This window comes from Streptomyces sp. L-9-10 (assembly GCF_004151105.1).
Taxonomy (GTDB): domain Bacteria; phylum Actinomycetota; class Actinomycetes; order Streptomycetales; family Streptomycetaceae; genus Streptomyces.
In genome coordinates, this window is record NZ_PHRF01000095.1 from 689044 (window position 1) to 707901 (window position 18858).

The following is an 18858-nucleotide window of genomic DNA, read 5'->3' on the forward strand; positions in this document are numbered from 1 at the left end:
TCAGGCCTCCGTTCCGCCGGTAGAAGAGGACGTCGCCTCAGCGGCCGGAGCAGCGGCGGCGTCGGCCTTGGGGGCCTCGGCTGCCGGGTTCTGCTGCGGCTTGCGGCCACGGCCGCCACGCTCGCCACCGCGGCCACCACGGCCGGCGGGACGGTCGTTGCCACCACCACGGGCCGGACGGTTGCCGGCGCGGGCCGCGGCGTTCTCGGCGCGCACCTCGGCGATGTTCTTGACGTCGCCCTTGTAGATCCAGACCTTCACACCGATACGGCCGAAGGTCGTCTTGGCCTCGAAGAAGCCGTAGTCGACGTTCGCACGGAGCGTGTGCAGGGGCACACGGCCCTCGCGGTAGAACTCCGAGCGGGACATCTCGGCGCCGCCGAGACGGCCACCGCACTGGATCTTGATGCCCTTGGCGCCGGCCTTCATCGTCGACTGCATGCTCTTGCGCATGGCGCGACGGAAGGAGACACGCGAGGACAGCTGCTCGGCGACGGCCTGGGCCACCAGCTGAGCGTCCACCTCGGGGTTCTTGACCTCGAGGATGTTCAGCTGGACCTGCTTGCCGGTCAGCTTCTCCAGCTCGCCGCGGATGCGGTCGGCCTCGGCGCCGCGGCGGCCGATGACGATGCCCGGACGCGCGGTGTGGATGTCGACGCGGACGCGGTCGCGGGTGCGCTCGATCTCCACCTTGGAGATGCCGGCCCGCTCCATGCCCTTCGTCATCATGCGACGAATGGCGACGTCTTCCTTGACGTAGTCCTTGTACAGCTTGTCGGCGTACCAACGGGACTTGAAGTCCGTGGTGATACCGAGCCGGAACCCATGCGGGTTAACCTTCTGGCCCATTACCGGGTTCCTTCCTTGCTGCTGACGACCACGGTGATGTGGCTGGTCCGCTTACGGATCCGGTAGGCACGGCCCTGGGCACGCGGACGGAACCGCTTCAGGGTCGGGCCCTCGTCCACGTACGCCTCGCTGATGACCAGCGAAGAGGCGTCGGTGTGGTCGTAGTTGTGCGCGGCGTTGGCAATGGCGCTGTCAAGCACCTTGCCTACCGGCACGCTCGCGGCCTGCGGGGCGAAGCGCAGGACCGCCTGAGCCTCCGTGGCATCCATGCCACGGATGAGGTCCACCACGCGGCGGGCCTTCATGGGCGTGACGCGGATGTACCGCGCCTGGGCCCTGGCTTCCATGGTTGTCCCTTCGGTGTAAGTCATAGTCAGTCACCCCGCGTTAGCGGCGCTTCGACTTCCGGTCGTCCTTGACGTGGCCGCGGAAGGTGCGAGTCGGCGAGAACTCGCCGAGCTTGTGGCCGACCATGGACTCGGTGACGAACACCGGGACATGGATCTTGCCGTTGTGCACCGCGATCGTGTGGCCCAGCATGGCCGGGACGATCATCGAGCGACGGGACCAGGTCTTGATGACGTTCTTGGTGCCTGCTTCGTTCTGGACGTCCACCTTCTTGATCAGGTGGTCGTCGACGAAGGGCCCCTTCTTGAGACTGCGCGGCATCTAAACCCGCTCCTAGCGCTTCTTGTTCGTCTTGCGGCGGCGGACGATGTACTTGCTGCTTGCCTTCTTCGGCGAGCGAGTACGACCCTCCTTCTGACCCCACGGGCTGACCGGGTGGCGTCCACCGGAGGTCTTGCCCTCACCACCACCGTGCGGGTGGTCAACCGGGTTCATCGCGACACCGCGGACGGTCGGGCGTACGCCCTTCCAGCGCATACGGCCGGCCTTGCCCCAGTTGATGTTCGACTGCTCGGCGTTGCCGACCTCACCGATGGTGGCGCGGCAGCGGACGTCGACCAGCCGGATCTCACCGGACGGCATACGAAGGTGGGCCATGGAGCCCTCCTTCGCCAGCAGCTGCACGGAGGCACCCGCGGAACGGGCGAACTTCGCGCCGCCGCCGGGCCGCAGCTCGATGGCGTGGATGGTCGTACCGACCGGGATGTTGCGCAGCGCCAGGTTGTTGCCGGGCTTGATGTCGGCGGCCGGACCGTTCTCGACACGCGCGCCCTGCGCCAGGCCACGCGGCGCGATGATGTAGCGCTTCTCGCCGTCCGCGTAGTGCAGCAGCGCGATGCGCGCGGTGCGGTTCGGGTCGTACTCGATGTGCGCGACCTTGGCCGGCACGCCGTCCTTGTCGTGACGACGGAAGTCGATCACGCGGTAGGCGCGCTTGTGTCCACCACCCTGGTGGCGAACGGTCACACGACCGGCGTTGTTACGGCCGCCCTTGCTGTGCAGCGGGCGGACCAGCGACTTCTCCGGCGTGGACCGCGTGATCTCGACAAAGTCGGCGACGCTGGAGCCACGACGGCCCGGGGTCGTCGGCTTGTACTTGCGGATACCCATTGTCTCTCAGTCCTCGGAAGAATTCCGGATCCTGGACGTCTCGACCTCCGTCAGGAGGTCGGGCCGCCGAAGATGTCGATACGGTCGCCCTCAGCGAGGGTCACGATGGCGCGCTTGGTGTTCGCGCGCTTACCGAAACCGGTGCGGGTGCGCTTGCGCTTGCCCTGGCGGTTGATCGTGTTGACCCCGGTGACCTTGACCGAGAAGACCGCTTCCACGGCCTGCTTGATCTGGGTCTTGTTGGCGGTCGGCGACACGATGAACGTGTACTTGTTCTCGTCGAGCAGCGCGTAGCTCTTCTCGGACACCACGGGCTTGACGAGAACGTCACGCGGGTCGTCGAAGGTCTTGCTGGTGATCTCGGCCATCAGGCTTCGCTCCCTTCGGTCTCAGCGGCCTTGGAGGGGCCAGACACGAAAGACTCGAAGGCGGCCTTGGTGAAGACCACGTCGTCGGAGACGAGCACGTCGTACGTGTTCAGCTGGCCCGGCGCCAGGATGTGCACCTGGGGCAGGTTGCGGGCGGACAGCCACGCGGCCTCGTCGGACCTCTCGGCGACCAGGAGCACGTTCTTGCGCTCGCTGATCTTGCCGATCAGGGTCCTGGCGGCCTTGGTGGACACCGCGTCCTCGACCAGGCCGGAAACGACGTGGATACGAGAGTGACGGGCCCGGTCGGTGAGGGCACCGCGCAGGGCGGCGGCCTTCATCTTCTTGGGGGTCCGCTGCGAGTAGTCACGCGGCACGGGGCCGTGGACGACGCCACCACCGGCGAACTGCGGAGCGCGGGTCGAACCCTGACGGGCGCGGCCGGTGCCCTTCTGGCGGTACGGCTTCTTGCCACCGCCACGGACTTCGCCGCGGGTCTTGGTCTTGTGCGTGCCCTGTCGGGCAGCGGCCAGCTGGGCGACGACGACCTGGTGGATCAGCGGGATGCTGACCTTCGCGTCGAAGATCTCCGAAGGGAGTTCGACGGTCCCGGCCTTGTCGCCTGCCGGCGAAAGGATGTCAACGGTGCTCATCAGTTACCTCAGGCCCCCTTGGCCGCGGTACGGACCAGGACGAGGCCGCCGTTCGGACCAGGAACCGCGCCCTTGATCAGGAGCAGGCCCTTCTCCGCGTCAACGGCGTGAACGGTCAGGTTCTGGGTGGTGACCCGCTCGTTGCCCATACGGCCCGCCATGCGGAGGCCCTTGAACACACGGCCCGGGGTGGCGCAGCCACCGATGGAGCCGGGAGAGCGGTGCTTGCGCTGGGTGCCGTGACCGGCGCCGAGGCCCTTGAAGTTGTGACGCTTCATGACACCGGCGAAGCCCTTGCCCTTGCTCTTGCCCGTGACGTCGACCTTGACGCCGGACTCGAACGTGGCGGCGGTGATCTCCTGGCCGAGCGTGTACTCGGCGGCGTCGGAGGTGCGGAGCTCCACCAGGTGGCGGCGGGGGGTCACGTCGGCCTTGGCGAAGTGGCCCTTGAGGGGCTTGTTCACCTTGCGCGGGTCGATCTCGCCGAAGGCGATCTGGACCGACTCGTAGCCGTCGGAGTCATTCGTACGGACCTGGGTAACAACGCAGGGCCCGGCCTTGACGACGGTCACCGGGACGACACGGTTGTTCTCGTCCCAGACCTGGGTCATGCCGAGCTTCTCGCCCAGGACACCCTTGATCTGCTTTGCCATCTCTTCCGCGCCTCTCAGAGCTTGATCTCGATGTCAACGCCGGCCGGAAGGTCCAGGCGCATCAGCGAGTCAACGGTCTTGGGCGTCGGGTCGAGAATGTCGATCAGGCGCTTGTGCGTGCGCATCTCGAAGTGCTCGCGCGAGTCCTTGTACTTGTGCGGCGACTTGATGACGCAGTACACGTTCTTCTCAGTGGGCAGCGGCACCGGGCCCGCGACCGACGCACCAGTACGCGTCACCGTCTCGACGATCTTCTTCGCCGAGGAGTCGATGACCTCGTGGTCGTAGGCCTTGAGCCGGATGCGGATCTTCTGTCCCGCCATGGCTGCTTCGTAGTCCTGTCTCTCGTAACGCTCTGGAACCCGGTAGCTCCGCTACTCGCTCCGACCCACGCGGTCGGGCGTGTCGCATCCTCGCCAATGAAAATCTCCCGAAGGAATTTCCCTGCCAAGGGGTGCGGTCGCAATGACCGCGAGCCAGGGCCGGACCGCGATACGCGATCAGCCACCGGGCGCCTGGCCGGAGCCCCGCTCACGCTTCCCGGAAGATTCCCGTACGTCCGTCCCAGCGCTGCCCCGGAGGGCAGTTGGGACGACGAGTACTGTGGGACTCGCTTCCGGTCCTCCCGGCGGGAGGCGCGCAGCATCGGCACTCAACCGAGCAACCTGAACAGTGTGCCATAGGGGCCCTGGCCCTGGCCAATCGCGGCCGGAAAGGGTACCCCACCCCGGGACGGATGAATCAGCGGACCGGCCCGCCGTTCCGGAAAGGGGAGTGCGGAACGGCGCCGGAAGGGCCCTGCGGGGCCGCTGCCGGGCGTCTCCGAGTCGCACGAGGCGTACGAGGGGGCCGGGGCGTACGGGCCCCGGCCCCCTGTCTCTGGCGCTGTCTCGCCCCTACGGGGCTCCACGGGTCGCTACGGGCGGGGCAGTCCGCCTGGCGCGGTGGCCCAGTCCGTGTCGGGCTGGTCCTTCAGCGCGAAGGAGAGCGAACCGCCGGACCGTACCAGTGAGCCGCCGACCCACGAGGCGTTCCGCCGCTCGCCGTTGACCCGGACCTCGTCCACGTACACGTTCGCGTCGGACGCCGCCGGAGCGGTGATCGTGAGGGCGCGCCGCTCCCCCGCCCCCGCGATCACCGCGCGCGGGAACAGCGGACCGGTCAGCAGCAGGTCGGCGCGGCCGGGGGCCTGCGGGTAGATGCCGAGTGCGGCGAACACGTACCACGCCGACATCGTGCCGAGGTCGTCATTGCCCGGAAGCCCGGCGGGACCGGTCCCGTACACCGTGTCGACGATCTCGCGGACGGTCTCCTGGGTCTTCCAGGGCTGTCCGAGCGCGTTGTACAGCCACGGGGCGTGGATACCGGGCTCATTGGTGGGGTCGTAGCGCAGCGCGTCACCGCCGCGGACCGACCAGGAGCCGTCGGGCTTGTGGAAGAAGCCGTCCAGCCTGGCCGCCGCGGTGTCACGGCCGCCCATGGCCTCGGCCAGGCCCTGGACGTCCTGCGGCACCATCCAGGTGTACGTCGCGGCGCTGCCCTGCGCGAAGCCCCGGTCGGAGGCCGGGTCGAAGGGGGTGACCCACGTACCGTCCAGGTTCCTGGCCTGGATGTAGCCCGCGCCGGCGGTGGCCTGGGGGTTGAAGACGTTCTTCCAGTAGCCGCCGCGCTCGCTCAGCTCCTTGTACTCCCGCTCGCGGCCGAGCTGCCGGGCCCACCGCGCGAGCGCGGCGTCGGCGACGGAGTCCTCCAGGGTCTCGGCGGCGCCGCCCCAGCAGTGGCAGGCGTCCTGCGCGGCGTAGCGCGAGTCGAGGTACTGGGCCAGATTGGGCCGCTGCCCCTCGCACTGGCCGGGGCAGCCCGCGTCGGAGAGCCCGTCCGGGTGCGGGACCGTGGCCTGCCGGTAGAGGGAGTCGAAGGCCCCCTCGGCGTCGAAGTTCCGTACCCCCATGGCGTAGAAGGTCGCCAGCGTCGCCGCCGTCGGGTCGCCCGTCATCACATGCGTCGCGCCGCTGATGTGCACCCAGCGGTCCCAGACCCCGTCGTTCTGCTTGGCGAAGTTGAACAGCGACTGGGCGAAGTCACCGGCGACCCGCGGTTCGAGCAGGGCGAGCAGCTGCACCTGGGCGCGGTACTGGTCCCAGCCCGAGAAGTTGCTGTACTGCGCCCCCTGGCCACGCTCCACGCGCCGTGTGACGCGGTCCATGCCGGAGTAGCGGCCGTCGCGGTCACTGATCAGGTTGGGCTGCTGGAGCGCGTGATAGAGCGCGGTGTAGAAGGTGGTGCGCTGCGCCTCGCTGCCGCCCCCGATCCGCACGCCGCGCAGCGTACGGTCCCAGGCCGCCCGTCCGGCGTCCGCCACGTCCGCCACGCTCGCGCGGGGCGCTATCTCCCCGCGCAGGTTGGCCTCGGCGCCCGCGAGGGAGACGTACGAGATGCCGAGCCGCATCCGGACATCGTTGTCACGACCCGTGTCGAAGCTGACGTACCCACCGGATCCCCGGCCGGCCCGGTCCGCGCCGGTGGCGTACCCCTCGCCGCCGCCCGCCGTGGTGGAACCGGCGGACAACCGGTCGTCCTGCCAGGTGCCGACGCCGGAGAAGGCGCGGTCGAAGGAGGCGGTGAAGTAGAGGCGGTAGTAGCTGGTGCGGTTGTTCTCCCCGCCATTGGCACGCCGCCCGCAGAACGCCCCGGTCTCCACCCACCCGGTGACCTTGCGCGCCTTCTCGTCGATGGCGATGTGCGCGTCCTCGCTGCCGTTGAGGGAGTTGGAGACCCGGAAGAGCAGGTTGGCGGGCTTGTCGGCGGGGAAGGTGAAGTCGGCGACACCGGCGCGCTCACTGACCGCGAGATCGGTGACGGCCCCCGAGTCCAGCCCCACCCGGTAACGGCCGGGCTCGGCCTTCTCGTCGGCGTGCGAGAAGTTCGCGGCGTACTTCGCGTCCTTGGTGTCGGCGGACGGCGAGGTGTCGACATCACCGACGAACGGCATGATCGGCACGTCCCCCGCGGCCCCCGGGTGGCAGCCCGCGCCATTGACATGGGTGAGGCTGAAGCCGCGCAGGCGCGTCGTGTCGTACGAGTAGCCGTTGGCCGCGGCGGTATTGGTCTGATCGCCGGCGGTGCTGGTCGGGGACCAGGCGATCATGCCGAACGGCAGATTGGCGCCGGGGTACGTATTACCACCGTTGGCGGACCCGATGAGCGGATCGACGTACGCCACGGGATGCCGTACCGCCCCGGCCGCCGACGCCCCGCCGGACGACGCCGCGTCGGCGGTGGTACCGACGGCGAGCGACGCGACGAGCCCCGCCAGAGCCGTGACCACACCCCCGCCCCGCAGCGCGGACCGGCTCCGGTACCGGCCCCGCCGCCGCTCTCTCTTCCGCTCCTTCTTCCACAACGCTTCCATCGCGCACACGCCCTCTCCCGCTCTGCTGCGCCCATTGAGACCGCTGCGACCCTAGGAGCGCCCGGCGGCCCAGCCCCGTGCGACGGAAAGCACACCGGATGAAGCTTGCGTGAACCGGCCTGCCGGCAAGCACGCACGGCGCCGGGGCCCGCGCCGTGGACAGCCGCGGGGACTGCGGCCCCGGCGACCCGCCGGTCGGTTCGGCGGAGAAGATCCATTGACGTCACTTTGTATGGAGCATGGGTTATCTTTGTATGTGACCCACGCTACGGAGGTGCGCCATGTCCGCCACCCAGATCGATATCGACGATGACGCGCTCACGGAGGCGATGAGGCTGTCCGGGGCCAAGACCAAGAAAGAGATGGTCAACATCGCTCTGCGGGAGTACGCGGAGCGGCGTCGGCGCACCGAGAGGCGGGCGCGGCATCTGGAGAACGCCCAGCTCTGGGATGAAGAAGGGTTCCAGCGGCGTCACGCGGCCGAGAAGGGCACTTCGGACGGGCAGCACTCGCACAAGGGAGCCGCCTGAACGTGATCCGTTATCTCGCCGACTCCACAGCGGTCTGGCGTCTTCAGCGTGACCGCAAGCTCAACGATCTCTGGGGACACGAACTCGACGAGGGAGCGATCGGCTCATGCTCCCCGCAGCGCACGGAGTTCCGGCAATCCGCACGCAGTCTTGACGAGTACGACCAGATGACGGAGATGTTCAAGGACCTGCATCCCGACGTACCGGTTCCCAAGCGTGCATGGGACTGGATCGGGACGGGCCAGTACAGGCTCGCTCAGCGCGGACAGCATCAGAGCCTCTCCGTGGTCGACTGGCTTGTCTGCGCGACCGCGGCACACCACGGGCTGGTGGTCATCCATGACGACAACGACTTCCGTGCGGCCGCCCACATCCTTGCCGACGTAGTGGAGCGGAGCGTCTTCGCGGTCGCCGGGTGAGGGGAAAAAACACAGGGGCCCCGCGCCGCCGTCCTCACGGACGGGGTGCGGGGCCCCTGTTGGATGCTCCGAGGAGCTACCAGGTCAGATCAACGACTACTTGTTGATCTTGGTGACCTGGCCGGCGCCGACGGTCCGGCCACCCTCACGGATGGCGAACTTGAGGCCCTCCTCCATGGCGACGGGCTGGATCAGCTCGACCGTCATGACGGTGTTGTCGCCCGGCATGACCATCTCGGTGCCCTCGGGGAGGGTCACCACGCCGGTCACGTCCGTGGTACGGAAGTAGAACTGCGGGCGGTAGTTGTTGAAGAACGGGGTGTGACGGCCACCCTCGTCCTTCGACAGGATGTAGGCCTGGGCCTCGAAGCTGGTGTGCGGCGTGACCGAACCCGGCTTGATGATGACCTGGCCGCGCTCGACGTCCTCGCGCTTGATGCCACGGAGGAGCAGACCGACGTTCTCACCGGCCTGGCCCTCGTCGAGCAGCTTGCGGAACATCTCGATGCCGGTGACCGTGGTGGTGGTCTTCTCGGTCTTGATACCGACGATGTCGACGGTCTCGTTGACCTTCAGGACACCACGCTCGATACGACCGGTGACGACGGTGCCACGACCGGTGATCGTGAAGACATCCTCGATCGGCATCAGGAACGGCTTGTCGACGTCGCGCTCGGGCTGCGGGATCGACTCGTCAACGGCCTTCATCAGGTCGAGAACGGTCTTGCCCCACTCGGCGTCGCCCTCAAGGGCCTTGAGCGCCGAGACCTTGACGACCGGCAGGTCGTCGCCCGGGAACTCGTACTCGGAGAGCAGCTCGCGGACCTCGAGCTCGACGAGCTCGAGGATCTCCTCGTCGTCCACCATGTCGGCCTTGTTCAGGGCGACAACGATGTACGGAACGCCGACCTGGCGGGCCAGGAGCACGTGCTCCTTGGTCTGCGGCATCGGGCCGTCGGTGGCGGCGACCACGAGGATGGCGCCGTCCATCTGCGCCGCACCCGTGATCATGTTCTTGATGTAGTCCGCGTGACCGGGGCAGTCGACGTGCGCGTAGTGACGCGACTCCGTCTGGTACTCGACGTGCGCGATGGAGATGGTGATACCGCGCTGGCGCTCCTCAGGAGCCTTGTCGATCTGGTCGAAGGCCGAGGCCTCGTTCAGGTCCGGGTACGCGTCATGCAGCACCTTGGTAATGGCGGCCGTGAGGGTCGTCTTACCGTGGTCGATGTGACCGATGGTGCCGATGTTGACGTGCGGCTTAGTCCGCTCGAACTTCGCCTTCGCCACTGGGGTCCTCCTGGAGTGGTTCTGTACGCCTTACTCATCGGCGCCAGGTGATCTTTGCTGGGATGCCGGCCCCCGCGGCGGCCCCGCCATGATCTGGTGGATCCGGCGGAACTGCCCCGGGACGTGCCGGTGACAAGCCTAAAGCGTGGACTCGGAAGAGTTACTCGCCCTTGGCCTTCGCGATGATCTCCTCGGCGACGTTCCGGGGAACCTCGGCGTAGGAGTCGAACTGCATCGAGTAGCTTGCGCGACCCGAGGTCTTGCTGCGGAGGTCTCCGACGTAGCCGAACATCTCCGACAGCGGCACCAGGCCCTTGACGACCTTGGCGTTGGCCCGGTCCTCCATGGCCTGGATCTGGCCACGCCGGGAGTTGATGTCACCGATGACATCGCCCATGTAGTCCTCGGGCGTGGTCACCTCGACGGACATCATCGGCTCAAGGAGCACCGGAGACGCCCTGCGGGCACCTTCCTTGAACGCCTGCGAACCGGCGATCTTGAAGGCCAGCTCCGAGGAGTCGACCTCGTGGTAGCCACCGTCGAGCAGCGTGATGCGGACACCGGTCATCTCGTAACCCGCGAGGATGCCGAACTGCATGGCCTCCTGCGCGCCGGCGTCCACCGAAGGGATGTACTCCTTCGGGATACGGCCACCGGTGACCTTGTTCACGAACTCGTACGAGGTGTCGCCACCCTCGATGGGCTCGATCATGATCTGCACCTTGGCGAACTGCCCGGTGCCACCGGTCTGCTTCTTGTGCGTGAAGTCCACACGCTCGACGGTCTTTCGGATCGTCTCACGGTAGGCGACCTGCGGCTTGCCGACGTTCGCCTCGACCTTGAACTCACGCCGCATACGGTCGACCAGCACCTCAAGGTGGAGCTCGCCCATACCGCCGATGACGGTCTGGCCGGTCTCCTCGTTGCTGTGCACCTGGAAGGAGGGGTCCTCCTCCGCGAGACTCTGGATGGCTACACCCAGCTTCTCCTGGTCACCCTTGGACTTGGGCTCGATCGCGACCTCGATGACCGGCGCCGGGAAGTCCATGGACTCCAGGATGACCGGGCTCTTCTCGTCGCACAGCGTCTCACCGGTGGTGGTCTGCTTCAGGCCCATGACGGCGACGATGTCGCCGGCGCCCACCGACTCGATCTCCTCACGCTTGTTCGCGTGCATACGGTAGATCTTGCCGATGCGCTCCTTGCGGCCCTTCACCGAGTTCAGTACCGCGGTGCCGGACTCCAGCTTGCCGGAGTACACACGGACGAAGGTGAGCTTGCCGAGGTGCGGGTCCCTCATGATCTTGAAGGCCAGCGCGGACAGCGGCTCGTCGACGGAGGGCTTGCGCTTGACGACCAGCTCGGGGTCCTTCACGTCGTGGCCCTCGATGGCCTCGACGTCGAGCGGGGTCGGCAGGTAGCGCACGACCGCGTCGAGCAGGGGCTGCACGCCCTTGTTCTTGAACGCGGTACCACAGAACACCGGGGTGACGGTGGTGCCGTCCGACTTGCCGGAGGCGATGGTGATACGGCGGATCGCCGCGTACAGCTGCTCCACGGTGGGCTCGGTGCCCTCCAGGTACAGCTCCATCAGCTCGTCGTCGTTCTCCGAGACGGTCTCCAGCAGCGTGCCGCGCCACTCCTCGGCCGCCTCGACGTGCGTGGCCGGGATGTCGACGACGTCGTACATCTCGCCCTTGGCGGCCTCGGCGGACCAGACAAAGGCCTTCATCGTCACGAGGTCGACGACGCCCTTGAAGTCGGCCTCGGCACCGATCGGAAGCTGCATGACGATCGGAACCGCGCCGAGGCGGTCCTTGATCATGTCGACGCAGCGGTGGAACTCCGCGCCGGTCCGGTCGAGCTTGTTCACGAAGCAGATACGGGGCACGCCGTAACGGTCGGCCTGCCGCCATACCGTCTCGGACTGCGGCTCCACACCGGCGACACCGTCGAACACGGTGACGGCACCGTCGAGGACGCGGAGCGAACGCTCCACCTCGACCGTGAAGTCCACGTGACCCGGGGTGTCGATGATGTTGATGGTGTGGTCGACGTCGTCGAGCGGCCAGTGACAGGTCGTCGCGGCGGACGTGATGGTGATGCCGCGCTCCTGCTCCTGCTCCATCCAGTCCATCGTGGCAGCGCCGTCGTGGACCTCACCGATCTTGTAGCTCACACCGGTGTAGAACAGGATGCGCTCGGTGGTCGTCGTCTTGCCCGCGTCGATGTGGGCCATGATCCCGATGTTGCGGACCTTGGCCAGGTCAAGCGAAGTGGTGGCCATAAGGCTCAATCTTCTCTCGGTCTCGATGTGGGTAGCGACTACCAGCGGTAGTGCGCGAAGGCCTTGTTGGACTCGGCCATCTTGTGCGTGTCCTCACGCTTCTTGACCGAGGCGCCGAGACCGTTGGAGGCGTCGAGCAGCTCGTTCATGAGGCGTTCGGTCATCGTCTTCTCGCGACGGGCGCGGGAGTAACCCACGACCCAGCGCAGAGCGAGGGTGGCGGCGCGACCGGGCTTGACCTCGATCGGCACCTGGTAGGTGGCGCCACCGACACGGCGGGACTTGACCTCGAGCGTGGGCTTGACGTTCTCAAGCGCGCGCTTCAGCGTGATGACCGGGTCGTTGCCGGTCTTCTCGCGGAGGCCTTCCATGGCGCCGTACACGATCCGCTCGGCAGTGGAACGCTTGCCGTTGAGCAGAAGCTTGTTGATCAGCGACGTGACAAGAGGAGAACCGTAGACCGGGTCGATGATGACCGGGCGCTTCGGGGCGGGGCCCTTACGAGGCATTCTTACTTCTCCTTCTTGGCGCCGTAGCGGCTGCGGGCCTGCTTGCGGTTCTTGACGCCCTGGGTGTCAAGGGAGCCGCGGATGATCTTGTAGCGAACACCCGGCAGGTCCTTCACACGGCCACCACGCACGAGCACGATCGAGTGCTCCTGCAGGTTGTGTCCCTCACCCGGAATGTAGGCCGTGACCTCGATGCCGGAGGTCAGACGCACACGCGCGACCTTACGGAGGGCCGAGTTCGGCTTCTTCGGGGTGGTCGTGAAGACACGCGTGCAGACGCCGCGGCGCTGAGGGGAACCCTCAAGTGCGGGCGTCTTGTTCTTCTCGACCTTGTCCTGCCGGCCCTTCCGGACCAGCTGCTGGATCGTAGGCACTACTTCTCCGGTTTCTGTGTGCCGTCAGTGAAACTAACCTGGAACACCTCCGACCCACGCGGTCGGGTGTGTCGAATACTGCACAGCCTCACCCGGGGGTGAGGAGGGGGCAGATTACGGTGGCCGGTGCTCAAGCTCGCGTGCGGTTGAGGACACGCACAGGAGCCCAGGCACACCCCAGGCACAAGGTCTGAGCGTACCTACCTCATGGACTCCGGTCAAAACAAATGCCGGGCCCCCCGACACGCCGGACGTCCCCCTGGTGAACGGCGGGCGACGGGGGCGCGACGCGGCTCATTGGAGCAGGTCGTCACCGGGGGGCCGGGAACGGTCGCGCCGGGTGCGCCGGGGCGGGGGAAGCATGGGGATGGTCGGCACCTTCGAGCTGCGCCTCTTGTGGACGAAGGCGGGTTTGACGGGCTCGGCTGGCGGGGCGGGCGGGTGCTGCTCCGCATGCGGGGTGGCGTGCGGGTCGGTGTGCGGGTCGGCGCGTTGTTGTTCTGTACGCGGGGCGGTGTGCGGGTCGGCGTGCGGGTCGGCGCGTTGTTCGGTACGCGGGGCGGTGCGCGGACCGGCCTCGGGGGCTTGGGGGCCGTCCCGCCGGTCCGGGTGGTCGCGCGCCGGGTCCCCCCGCGGGCCCTCTTGCGGGCGTTCTCGCGAGCGCTCCGGCGGGCGATCTTGTGGGCGCTCCGGCGGGCGCTCATGCGGGAACGGGATCACCGCCGCCTGTCCGGGAGTGCGCCCGACGAGCCGCAGACGTCCGGTCCTGGCGGCGGCCCGCGACTGCTCCAGCGCTGGTTCGTACTGTTCGGCCGCGTCCCGCCAGCCGCTCGCGTACGCCCTCAGCTCCCGTCGTTCGATCTCCTCGCGCAGCAGTACGACGAGTTCCTCGGGCGCGTGGTCTTCGAGGGACCGGCCGAGGGAGTCGAGGAGCGCCCGGAGATCTCCCGGGGGCGGGAGCAGCGGGCCGCCGGCCCGGATCCTGTCGTCCTTGGTGGTGGGCAGGGAAGGCTGGGGAGGCTCGTCGTCCTCTGCCGCGCGCGTCTCCTCGTCACGTCCCATGGCCTCCCATCCCGCCCATTCCGCCCATGGCGTCGGGGCGGCACAGCCCAGGCACGGCCGCTCAGCCCCGCGTTACCGCCGACAAACCCTCACAAAGAGGTGTTCCGCCTGCACATCCGTAGGTGCGGGGACAGGCCATGACAGTTTATCGGGCACATTCGGTAACGGGCCGGTCAGAAGCGGTCAGTCCGAGGCGGTCAGCCCTGGGCGGCCAGTCCGAAGCGAGCGGCCCGGAGCGGCCCGGAGCGGTCAGTCCGAGGCGAGCGGGATCCGCTCGTCCCGGTCGGCGGCAGCCGCGGCCGGCGCGTTCGCGGGCAGGAACTGTCCGGCGACCCTGACGAACATGTCCCGCTGCTCGACCGGGACGCCGAGGGCGATCGCCGCCTCCTCCAGCGTGAGCGTGCGCGACGCGGAACCGGTGACGGACTCCCCGGCGGGCGCCGCGTACGGCGGATCGGGGAGCGGCAGGTCCTCCTCCGTCAGCCGGCCCGACCGGATCAGCATCTCGCGCACCGGGACCTGAAGAACGTGCGCCAGCCGCCGGGTGGTCTCCAGGTCCGGCATGCTCTGCCGCTGGAGCAGCCTGGTGATGGCGGCCCGGTGCACACCCGCCTCATCGGCGAGGCGGGACTTGCCCCCGCCACGAGGGCTGTCGATGTCGAAACCGCGCCGACGTATCAGCTCTTCGACCCAGGTGGCGAACTGCTCGAGTTCGCTGGAAGTCATGGGTGGTCGCCTCCCTCCGAAGCGGGTAACAGGCTACCGCGCTTGCGCGCACAGAATTACGGCCTTCGTCTGTGCCAATTGTGAGGATTCTGTTGCCGCCAATGCCCTGTCACCTCTGCGCCACCCCTACGTCACCCGGGGCACCGCAGGGAATTATTAGTTGCGCGCTCGCTCGCAACATGTAACTCTGCATCCTCGCCCGGCGCGCCTATGCCACCCGGCCTGCGCCGACTCTGCCGACTGGAGCGTCGCCATGCCCACACCCTCCGAACAACCGCCCCGGACAAGGGAGTTAGCCGGCTGGCGAGCTGCCGCCGCCTGCTCCGGTCTTCCTCCGCAGATCGTCTTCGCCCAGCACGCGTCGACGGCCGGACCCGCCCTCCGCGCCTGCGCACGCTGCCCCGTGGTGCGGGAGTGCGAGGAGGCGGTGGCTCCCGCGGAGAGCTGGTTCGACGGAGTCAGCGCCGGACGGCTGTGGCGGAACGGACGCCCCGTCGCGCTCGGCCGACAGCGAACCCGTCGGCGGGACCGGCGGCAGAAGGGGACGAAGCGCTGATGGAGGACCTCATGCCCGCACCCGCCCACGACACCGACACCGACACCAACGCCAACATCAACGCCGGCACCGACACCGACGCCGCGCTCTGGATCACCCTGCTCGCCCGCCAGTTCCCCGATCTGCTGGACGAACTGGCCCCCGGCCGAGCCACGCCCACGCCCACCCCCGTCACCACACCCGGCCGCCCGGCCCCCGACGCACGACTCCGCGCGGAGCGCCGGGACGCGCTGCGCAATGAGCAGGTGCACGGTCTCGCCGTCCCGGGCCACTCCGCCGCACCCCTGCGCCTGTACGTGTCCGACGCGATCCGCGACATCACCGACGGCGTCGTCGAACTGGACGAGGCCGTGCATCACAAGCTCGGGCTCCCCCGGCCGCGCCGCGCCCAGGTCCCCGAACGGCTGCTGCGTATCGCCGGGTTGCTGGACCGTATCGCCGCCGAACCGGTGCTCGCGCGCCATGTACGCGACGAGGCACGCCGGATGGCCCGCCGTTGCGCCCGCACTCTCGGTGACACCGAACCCATGGTGCGCGTGAACGGCCGCTGCCCGTGGTGCGATTCGGTGTCGCTGCGGGCCTTCCCGTCGCGGCAGGCGGTGCTCTGCGTCAACCCCGCGTGCCGTTGCGGTGAGGACGCCTGCGACTGCGCCGCCGATCCCGCCTTCCGGCACTCCTGGGAGGCGGCGGAGTGGGCCGCGCTCGCCGAGGCCGCGGGCGGCAGCGCGCGGGAGATGAGCGACCGCGTCGAGGAGCGGCCGAGGCAGGACGGGCATGGGCGCGGGCGCGAGGGCGGGGGCGAGGTCCGATGACGGCCGTACCGTACGGCGCCGCCATGATCACGGGTGATCTCGCGGCGACCGAGGCCGGCGTCGCCCCCGCGACCATCAGGAAGTGGGTGCAGCTCGGCCGGCTCGCACCGGCCGGCAAGCGGGGACGCGCTCAGCTCTACCGGCTGGAGGACGTCTTCGCCGCGGAGCGCGCGGCACGCGGACGGCTCCACTGACCCACACCCGGGGATTCCGGAGACAGCTCGGCGGCCACTCCCTTCGCGGGGTGGCCGCCTTCGTCGTTCCCGGTATTCAGGTCCCCGTATTCAGGTCCCCGCACCCAGGTCCCCGTACCCTGGTCCCCGGATCTTGAGCGGGAGGGCTGCCACGGGAGAGATCAGGAGCCGCCGTCGATGTCGTCGGACCGCTCGGGCATCCGCAGAACCCGGGCACCGTCCAGCGAGCCGCCGCCCGCCAGATCGATGGCCTCCTGCCAGCCGCTCGAAAACCCGCGTACCTCCACGTCGACGGCGATACGGGCGCCGACCTTGCCGACGACGGCCGTGAGGGTCCGGGCGACGTCATCGGTGTACGTCCCGGCCTCCCCCGCCTCGGCAGCCACTTCCACGGCCGCGGCCACCACATCCACCAGCCGGTCATGGGCACTGCTCGCCATCGCGCTCCTCCTCACCCGTACCGCCTCTCACGCCCTGCACTCGAATGTTAGTTCGATGATACGCAGCGTAGCGCAGCGATAGCAGTGAAGAGTGAGTCATTGCGAGCGCGAGCGGTTAGTTAGTTGCGCGCTCGCACGTTGTGCGTCACAGTTGGTGCAGCGGCGGAGTTGTGCCCGCATCCCTCCAGGGTGCGACTCCGCCGCTCTCGTATGCCCGCGCTCTGCCCCGCCCTCTGCCCGCCCGCCCCATGCCACCTGGAGTGATCCGTCATGTCCTCTCCCCCGAGCGCCTTTCCCGATGTGCAGGCCATCGTCGTGGACCTCCTCGACGACCGCGCGGAACTGGCCGGCGCGATCGTGGACGAAACCCCGCCGCCGGGCTTCGACGGCACGGCGAAGGCGGTCCTCGTCTCCCGCGTCGGCGGGGCCTGGATCGACGATCTGCATCTGGACCAGCCGCTGATCGAGCTGGAGGTCTACGGCCCCGACAAGTCCACCGCGCACACGCTCGCCAACGCCGCGCGCGCCGCGCTGCTGACCGCGACCGGCCGGGTGTACGGAACGACGACGATCACGGACGTCACCGAGGCCGACGGCCCGCGCTGGCTGCCCGACTACGTCTACGCGGCGGCCAACCGCTACCTCTGCGTGCTGCGCCTCTCCCTGCGTACGGACTGAGCGCGCCCTCCGTTCGCCCCGCCCCACCCCATGGACCGGGCCCCGCCACCGGCGGGGCCTTTGCCGTACCCACGGCAGCCCACCACCCGCCCATTCACCAACCCACTCACTCACTCACCACTCTCACCCATCAGGAGCGATTCATGGCAGGCAACAACTCGTCCGAGATCCGTATCGCCGGAACCGGCCGCATCCTCGTCGCGACGGCCGGCACCCCGGCCCCGACCGACTTCGCCGTCGACTGGGATCCGTCGGTGTGGAAGGACCTCGGCTACACCTCCACCGAGGGCGTCACCTTCAGCAAGAAGGACAAGCTGGACCCGGTCGAGACCTGGCAGGCCATCAGCCCGGCCCGTTTCATCTACGCGGACCGCGACCTGAGCCTGAAGTTCGCGCTGCTCCAGTTCAACGAGGAGACCCTGCCCTTCTTCATGGGCGGCGACCGGGTCACGTCCGTGGACGCCACGGCGAACCCGGGCGTCTACTCCTACTCGGTGCCGGACGGCCCGCAGTTCGACGAGCGCGCCCTCGGCCTGGAGTTCAAGGACGGCTCGGACATCACGTACCGCTTCGTCATCCCGCGCGGCCAGGTGACGGCGAGCGACGACATCAAGCTCGCCCGGAAGGCCGCCGCCTCGCTCGGCGTCACCTTCACCGCGCTGTCCTCGGGCGACACCCAGCCGCTGGCGACCTTCGTGATGAAGGACCCGTCCTACGGCATCGCGTAACCCCTCCGGCCCGGGGGCGGGACCGCGGCGCCGGACCCGCCCCCGGCCACCTCTCCACCCGCACCACCCGCACCGCTCACACCGGTCACGCCGGCCACACCACTCACACCGGCCCACTTCCGTACGGAGATGAGAACCGCATGGCCCGATTCGACGTCAACGCCGCCCGCGCTCAGCGCATGGAGGCCCTTGGCCGTACCTGGTCCTTCGACCTGGACGACGACACCTTCGAACTCCCCACCGAACTCACCCGCGAGACCGCCAAGGCCCTGCGCGGTCTCGACGACAACGATGTGGACGGGCTGCTGGCCCTGCTGATGGGACAGCGGCAGTTCGACCGCTTCGCCCGGCACGACGTCACCATGCAGGACATCGCCGCGATCCTTGAGGCGTACGGCAAGGAGACCGGGCTCGGCCTGGGGGAAGACTGAGCCTCGACGCGTTCGCGGAAGAACACGCCGAGGCGCTGGAAGCCGACCTGCTGCGGCACTACGGCGTGGACCTGCTCGACTGGCACCGCGGCCGGCTCTCCGCCCGCCGGCTCGCGGTGCTGATCGAACACATGCCACGCGACAGCGCGATCTCCCACGCCCTGCACGGCGACGCGGCCGAGTGGACGGTCACCGACTATCTGCTCGCCGCGGCCGTGGACCATCTCGCGGCGGCCAACTGGATGTTCGCCTCCGTCAACACGGACGAGAAGGCGCGCTCAAGAAGGACACGGCGGAAGCGGTGGTCGAGTTGCTGCGGCCGCTGCGGGAGCGGCACGCGGCACTGGCCGCGGACCCCGGTTATGTCGA

General features: G+C 68.6%; 25 protein-coding genes. 9 read left to right on the forward strand and 16 right to left on the reverse strand.

The window, feature by feature from the left end; genetic code table 11:
• The 9 genes from rpsC to CU044_RS24600 form a co-directional block, all read right to left on the reverse strand.
• Positions 1 to 849 (reverse strand): 30S ribosomal protein S3, encoded by an 849-nt coding sequence (rpsC, locus tag CU044_RS24560; RefSeq protein WP_030351439.1) that lies wholly within the window; start codon positions 847 to 849, stop codon positions 1 to 3.
• The gene (gene rplV, locus CU044_RS24565) at positions 849 to 1196 is read right to left on the reverse strand and encodes a 50S ribosomal protein L22 (protein ID WP_004571827.1); all 348 of its coding nucleotides are present in this window, start codon (positions 1194 to 1196) and stop codon (positions 849 to 851) included. The genes rpsC and rplV overlap by 1 nt, the downstream gene beginning before the upstream one ends.
• Positions 1197 to 1236: 40 nt before the next feature.
• Complete coding sequence (gene rpsS, locus CU044_RS24570; protein ID WP_030351437.1) at positions 1237 to 1518, reverse strand: 30S ribosomal protein S19; 282 nt, start codon at positions 1516 to 1518, stop codon at positions 1237 to 1239.
• A gap of 12 nt (positions 1519 to 1530) precedes the next feature.
• Positions 1531 to 2367 (reverse strand): 50S ribosomal protein L2, encoded by an 837-nt coding sequence (rplB, locus tag CU044_RS24575; protein WP_129770859.1) that lies wholly within the window; start codon positions 2365 to 2367, stop codon positions 1531 to 1533.
• 50 nt (positions 2368 to 2417) lie between these two features.
• On the reverse strand, positions 2418 to 2735 hold the full coding sequence (rplW, locus tag CU044_RS24580; protein WP_129770860.1) for a 50S ribosomal protein L23: 318 nt from the start codon (positions 2733 to 2735) through the stop codon (positions 2418 to 2420).
• A complete protein-coding gene (gene rplD, locus CU044_RS24585) occupies positions 2735 to 3388 on the reverse strand; it encodes a 50S ribosomal protein L4 (RefSeq protein ID WP_129770861.1) in 654 nt (217 codons plus the stop codon). Before rplD ends, rplW begins: the two co-directional genes overlap by 1 nt.
• Before the next feature lie 8 nt (positions 3389 to 3396).
• Positions 3397 to 4041 carry a 50S ribosomal protein L3 gene (rplC, locus tag CU044_RS24590; RefSeq protein WP_030351433.1) on the reverse strand — a complete coding sequence of 215 codons (645 nt, stop codon included), beginning with the start codon at positions 4039 to 4041 and terminating at the stop codon, positions 3397 to 3399.
• Positions 4042 to 4055: 14 nt separating this feature from the next.
• The gene (rpsJ, locus tag CU044_RS24595; protein WP_003948644.1) at positions 4056 to 4364 is read right to left on the reverse strand and encodes a 30S ribosomal protein S10; all 309 of its coding nucleotides are present in this window, start codon (positions 4362 to 4364) and stop codon (positions 4056 to 4058) included.
• A gap of 593 nt (positions 4365 to 4957) precedes the next feature.
• Positions 4958 to 7453 carry a GH92 family glycosyl hydrolase gene (locus CU044_RS24600; RefSeq protein WP_129770941.1) on the reverse strand — a complete coding sequence of 832 codons (2496 nt, stop codon included), beginning with the start codon at positions 7451 to 7453 and terminating at the stop codon, positions 4958 to 4960.
• A gap of 281 nt (positions 7454 to 7734) precedes the next feature.
• On the opposite strand from CU044_RS24600, the gene CU044_RS24605 reads away from it, so the two are divergent.
• Positions 7735 to 7983, forward strand: a complete 249-nt coding sequence (locus tag CU044_RS24605) for a type II toxin-antitoxin system VapB family antitoxin (protein ID WP_129770862.1) — start codon at positions 7735 to 7737, stop codon at positions 7981 to 7983.
• 2 nt (positions 7984 to 7985) lie between these two features.
• A complete protein-coding gene (locus tag CU044_RS24610; protein WP_129770863.1) occupies positions 7986 to 8402 on the forward strand; it encodes a PIN domain-containing protein in 417 nt (138 codons plus the stop codon).
• A gap of 96 nt (positions 8403 to 8498) precedes the next feature.
• On the opposite strand, the gene tuf is transcribed toward CU044_RS24610, so the two are convergent.
• From tuf to CU044_RS24640, 6 genes are all read right to left on the reverse strand, one after another.
• Complete coding sequence (tuf, locus tag CU044_RS24615) at positions 8499 to 9692, reverse strand: elongation factor Tu (RefSeq protein WP_129770864.1); 1194 nt, start codon at positions 9690 to 9692, stop codon at positions 8499 to 8501.
• Positions 9693 to 9852: 160 nt separating this feature from the next.
• Positions 9853 to 11979 (reverse strand): elongation factor G, encoded by a 2127-nt coding sequence (gene fusA, locus CU044_RS24620; RefSeq protein ID WP_129770865.1) that lies wholly within the window; start codon positions 11977 to 11979, stop codon positions 9853 to 9855.
• A gap of 38 nt (positions 11980 to 12017) precedes the next feature.
• A complete protein-coding gene (gene rpsG / locus CU044_RS24625; protein ID WP_030351427.1) occupies positions 12018 to 12488 on the reverse strand; it encodes a 30S ribosomal protein S7 in 471 nt (156 codons plus the stop codon).
• A gap of 2 nt (positions 12489 to 12490) precedes the next feature.
• Positions 12491 to 12862 (reverse strand): 30S ribosomal protein S12, encoded by a 372-nt coding sequence (gene rpsL, locus CU044_RS24630; protein ID WP_003948652.1) that lies wholly within the window; start codon positions 12860 to 12862, stop codon positions 12491 to 12493.
• 294 nt (positions 12863 to 13156) lie between these two features.
• Positions 13157 to 13924 (reverse strand): hypothetical protein, encoded by a 768-nt coding sequence (locus tag CU044_RS24635; RefSeq protein WP_129770866.1) that lies wholly within the window; start codon positions 13922 to 13924, stop codon positions 13157 to 13159.
• Between the two features lie 249 nt (positions 13925 to 14173).
• Entirely contained in the window at positions 14174 to 14650 is a 477-nt protein-coding gene (locus CU044_RS24640) for a helix-turn-helix transcriptional regulator (protein WP_129770867.1), read from the reverse strand.
• A 253-nt stretch (positions 14651 to 14903) separates the two neighbouring features.
• Here CU044_RS24640 and CU044_RS24645 point away from each other — a divergent pair, with 253 nt between their 5' ends.
• Genes CU044_RS24645 through CU044_RS24655 form a run of 3 tightly spaced genes read left to right on the forward strand, consistent with a single transcriptional unit; the run spans position 14904 to position 16212 of the window.
• Positions 14904 to 15206, forward strand: a complete 303-nt coding sequence (locus CU044_RS24645; protein WP_129770868.1) for a WhiB family transcriptional regulator — start codon at positions 14904 to 14906, stop codon at positions 15204 to 15206.
• Between the two features lie 11 nt (positions 15207 to 15217).
• Positions 15218 to 16018: a hypothetical protein gene (locus CU044_RS24650; protein WP_240045803.1), complete on the forward strand. Its 801-nt coding sequence runs from the start codon at positions 15218 to 15220 to the stop codon at positions 16016 to 16018.
• Positions 16015 to 16212, forward strand: coding sequence for a hypothetical protein (locus tag CU044_RS24655; RefSeq protein ID WP_129770869.1), 198 nt, complete (start codon positions 16015 to 16017; stop codon positions 16210 to 16212). Before CU044_RS24650 ends, CU044_RS24655 begins: the two co-directional genes overlap by 4 nt.
• 161 nt (positions 16213 to 16373) lie before the next feature.
• Here the strand turns inward: CU044_RS24655 and CU044_RS24660 are convergent, their stop codons facing one another.
• A complete protein-coding gene (locus CU044_RS24660; RefSeq protein ID WP_129770870.1) occupies positions 16374 to 16652 on the reverse strand; it encodes a hypothetical protein in 279 nt (92 codons plus the stop codon).
• Between the two features lie 270 nt (positions 16653 to 16922).
• Here CU044_RS24660 and CU044_RS24665 point away from each other — a divergent pair, with 270 nt between their 5' ends.
• The 4 genes from CU044_RS24665 to CU044_RS24680 all read left to right on the forward strand — a co-directional run.
• A complete protein-coding gene (locus tag CU044_RS24665) occupies positions 16923 to 17330 on the forward strand; it encodes a hypothetical protein (protein ID WP_129770871.1) in 408 nt (135 codons plus the stop codon).
• 143 nt (positions 17331 to 17473) lie between these two features.
• A complete protein-coding gene (locus tag CU044_RS24670) occupies positions 17474 to 18058 on the forward strand; it encodes a phage tail protein (protein ID WP_129770872.1) in 585 nt (194 codons plus the stop codon).
• Between the two features lie 140 nt (positions 18059 to 18198).
• Entirely contained in the window at positions 18199 to 18489 is a 291-nt protein-coding gene (locus CU044_RS24675; RefSeq protein ID WP_129770873.1) for a hypothetical protein, read from the forward strand.
• 65 nt (positions 18490 to 18554) lie between these two features.
• A partial coding sequence (locus tag CU044_RS24680) for a hypothetical protein (RefSeq protein ID WP_240045804.1) occupies positions 18555 to 18858 on the forward strand: 304 nt, incomplete at its 3' end.

Coding starts and splice junctions, on each gene's coding strand:
- CU044_RS24655 (WP_129770869.1), top strand. CDS start 16,015: ATGACGGCCGTACCGTACGGCGCCGCCATGATCACGGGTGATCTCGCG.
- rpsC (WP_030351439.1), bottom strand. CDS start 849: ATGGGCCAGAAGGTTAACCCGCATGGGTTCCGGCTCGGTATCACCACG.
- CU044_RS24645 (WP_129770868.1), top strand. CDS start 14,904: ATGCCCACACCCTCCGAACAACCGCCCCGGACAAGGGAGTTAGCCGGC.
- rpsJ (WP_003948644.1), bottom strand. CDS start 4,364: ATGGCGGGACAGAAGATCCGCATCCGGCTCAAGGCCTACGACCACGAG.
- CU044_RS24635 (WP_129770866.1), bottom strand. CDS start 13,924: ATGGGACGTGACGAGGAGACGCGCGCGGCAGAGGACGACGAGCCTCCC.
- CU044_RS24665 (WP_129770871.1), top strand. CDS start 16,923: ATGTCCTCTCCCCCGAGCGCCTTTCCCGATGTGCAGGCCATCGTCGTG.
- rplV (WP_004571827.1), bottom strand. CDS start 1,196: ATGGAAGCCAGGGCCCAGGCGCGGTACATCCGCGTCACGCCCATGAAG.
- CU044_RS24640 (WP_129770867.1), bottom strand. CDS start 14,650: ATGACTTCCAGCGAACTCGAGCAGTTCGCCACCTGGGTCGAAGAGCTG.
- rplB (WP_129770859.1), bottom strand. CDS start 2,367: ATGGGTATCCGCAAGTACAAGCCGACGACCCCGGGCCGTCGTGGCTCC.
- CU044_RS24600 (WP_129770941.1), bottom strand. CDS start 7,453: ATGGAAGCGTTGTGGAAGAAGGAGCGGAAGAGAGAGCGGCGGCGGGGC.
- rplD (WP_129770861.1), bottom strand. CDS start 3,388: ATGAGCACCGTTGACATCCTTTCGCCGGCAGGCGACAAGGCCGGGACC.
- fusA (WP_129770865.1), bottom strand. CDS start 11,979: ATGGCCACCACTTCGCTTGACCTGGCCAAGGTCCGCAACATCGGGATC.
- rplW (WP_129770860.1), bottom strand. CDS start 2,735: ATGGCCGAGATCACCAGCAAGACCTTCGACGACCCGCGTGACGTTCTC.
- rplC (WP_030351433.1), bottom strand. CDS start 4,041: ATGGCAAAGCAGATCAAGGGTGTCCTGGGCGAGAAGCTCGGCATGACC.
- CU044_RS24650 (WP_240045803.1), top strand. CDS start 15,218: ATGCCCGCACCCGCCCACGACACCGACACCGACACCAACGCCAACATC.
- rpsG (WP_030351427.1), bottom strand. CDS start 12,488: ATGCCTCGTAAGGGCCCCGCCCCGAAGCGCCCGGTCATCATCGACCCG.
- CU044_RS24670 (WP_129770872.1), top strand. CDS start 17,474: ATGGCAGGCAACAACTCGTCCGAGATCCGTATCGCCGGAACCGGCCGC.
- CU044_RS24675 (WP_129770873.1), top strand. CDS start 18,199: ATGGCCCGATTCGACGTCAACGCCGCCCGCGCTCAGCGCATGGAGGCC.
- CU044_RS24605 (WP_129770862.1), top strand. CDS start 7,735: ATGTCCGCCACCCAGATCGATATCGACGATGACGCGCTCACGGAGGCG.
- CU044_RS24660 (WP_129770870.1), bottom strand. CDS start 16,652: ATGGCGAGCAGTGCCCATGACCGGCTGGTGGATGTGGTGGCCGCGGCC.
- rpsS (WP_030351437.1), bottom strand. CDS start 1,518: ATGCCGCGCAGTCTCAAGAAGGGGCCCTTCGTCGACGACCACCTGATC.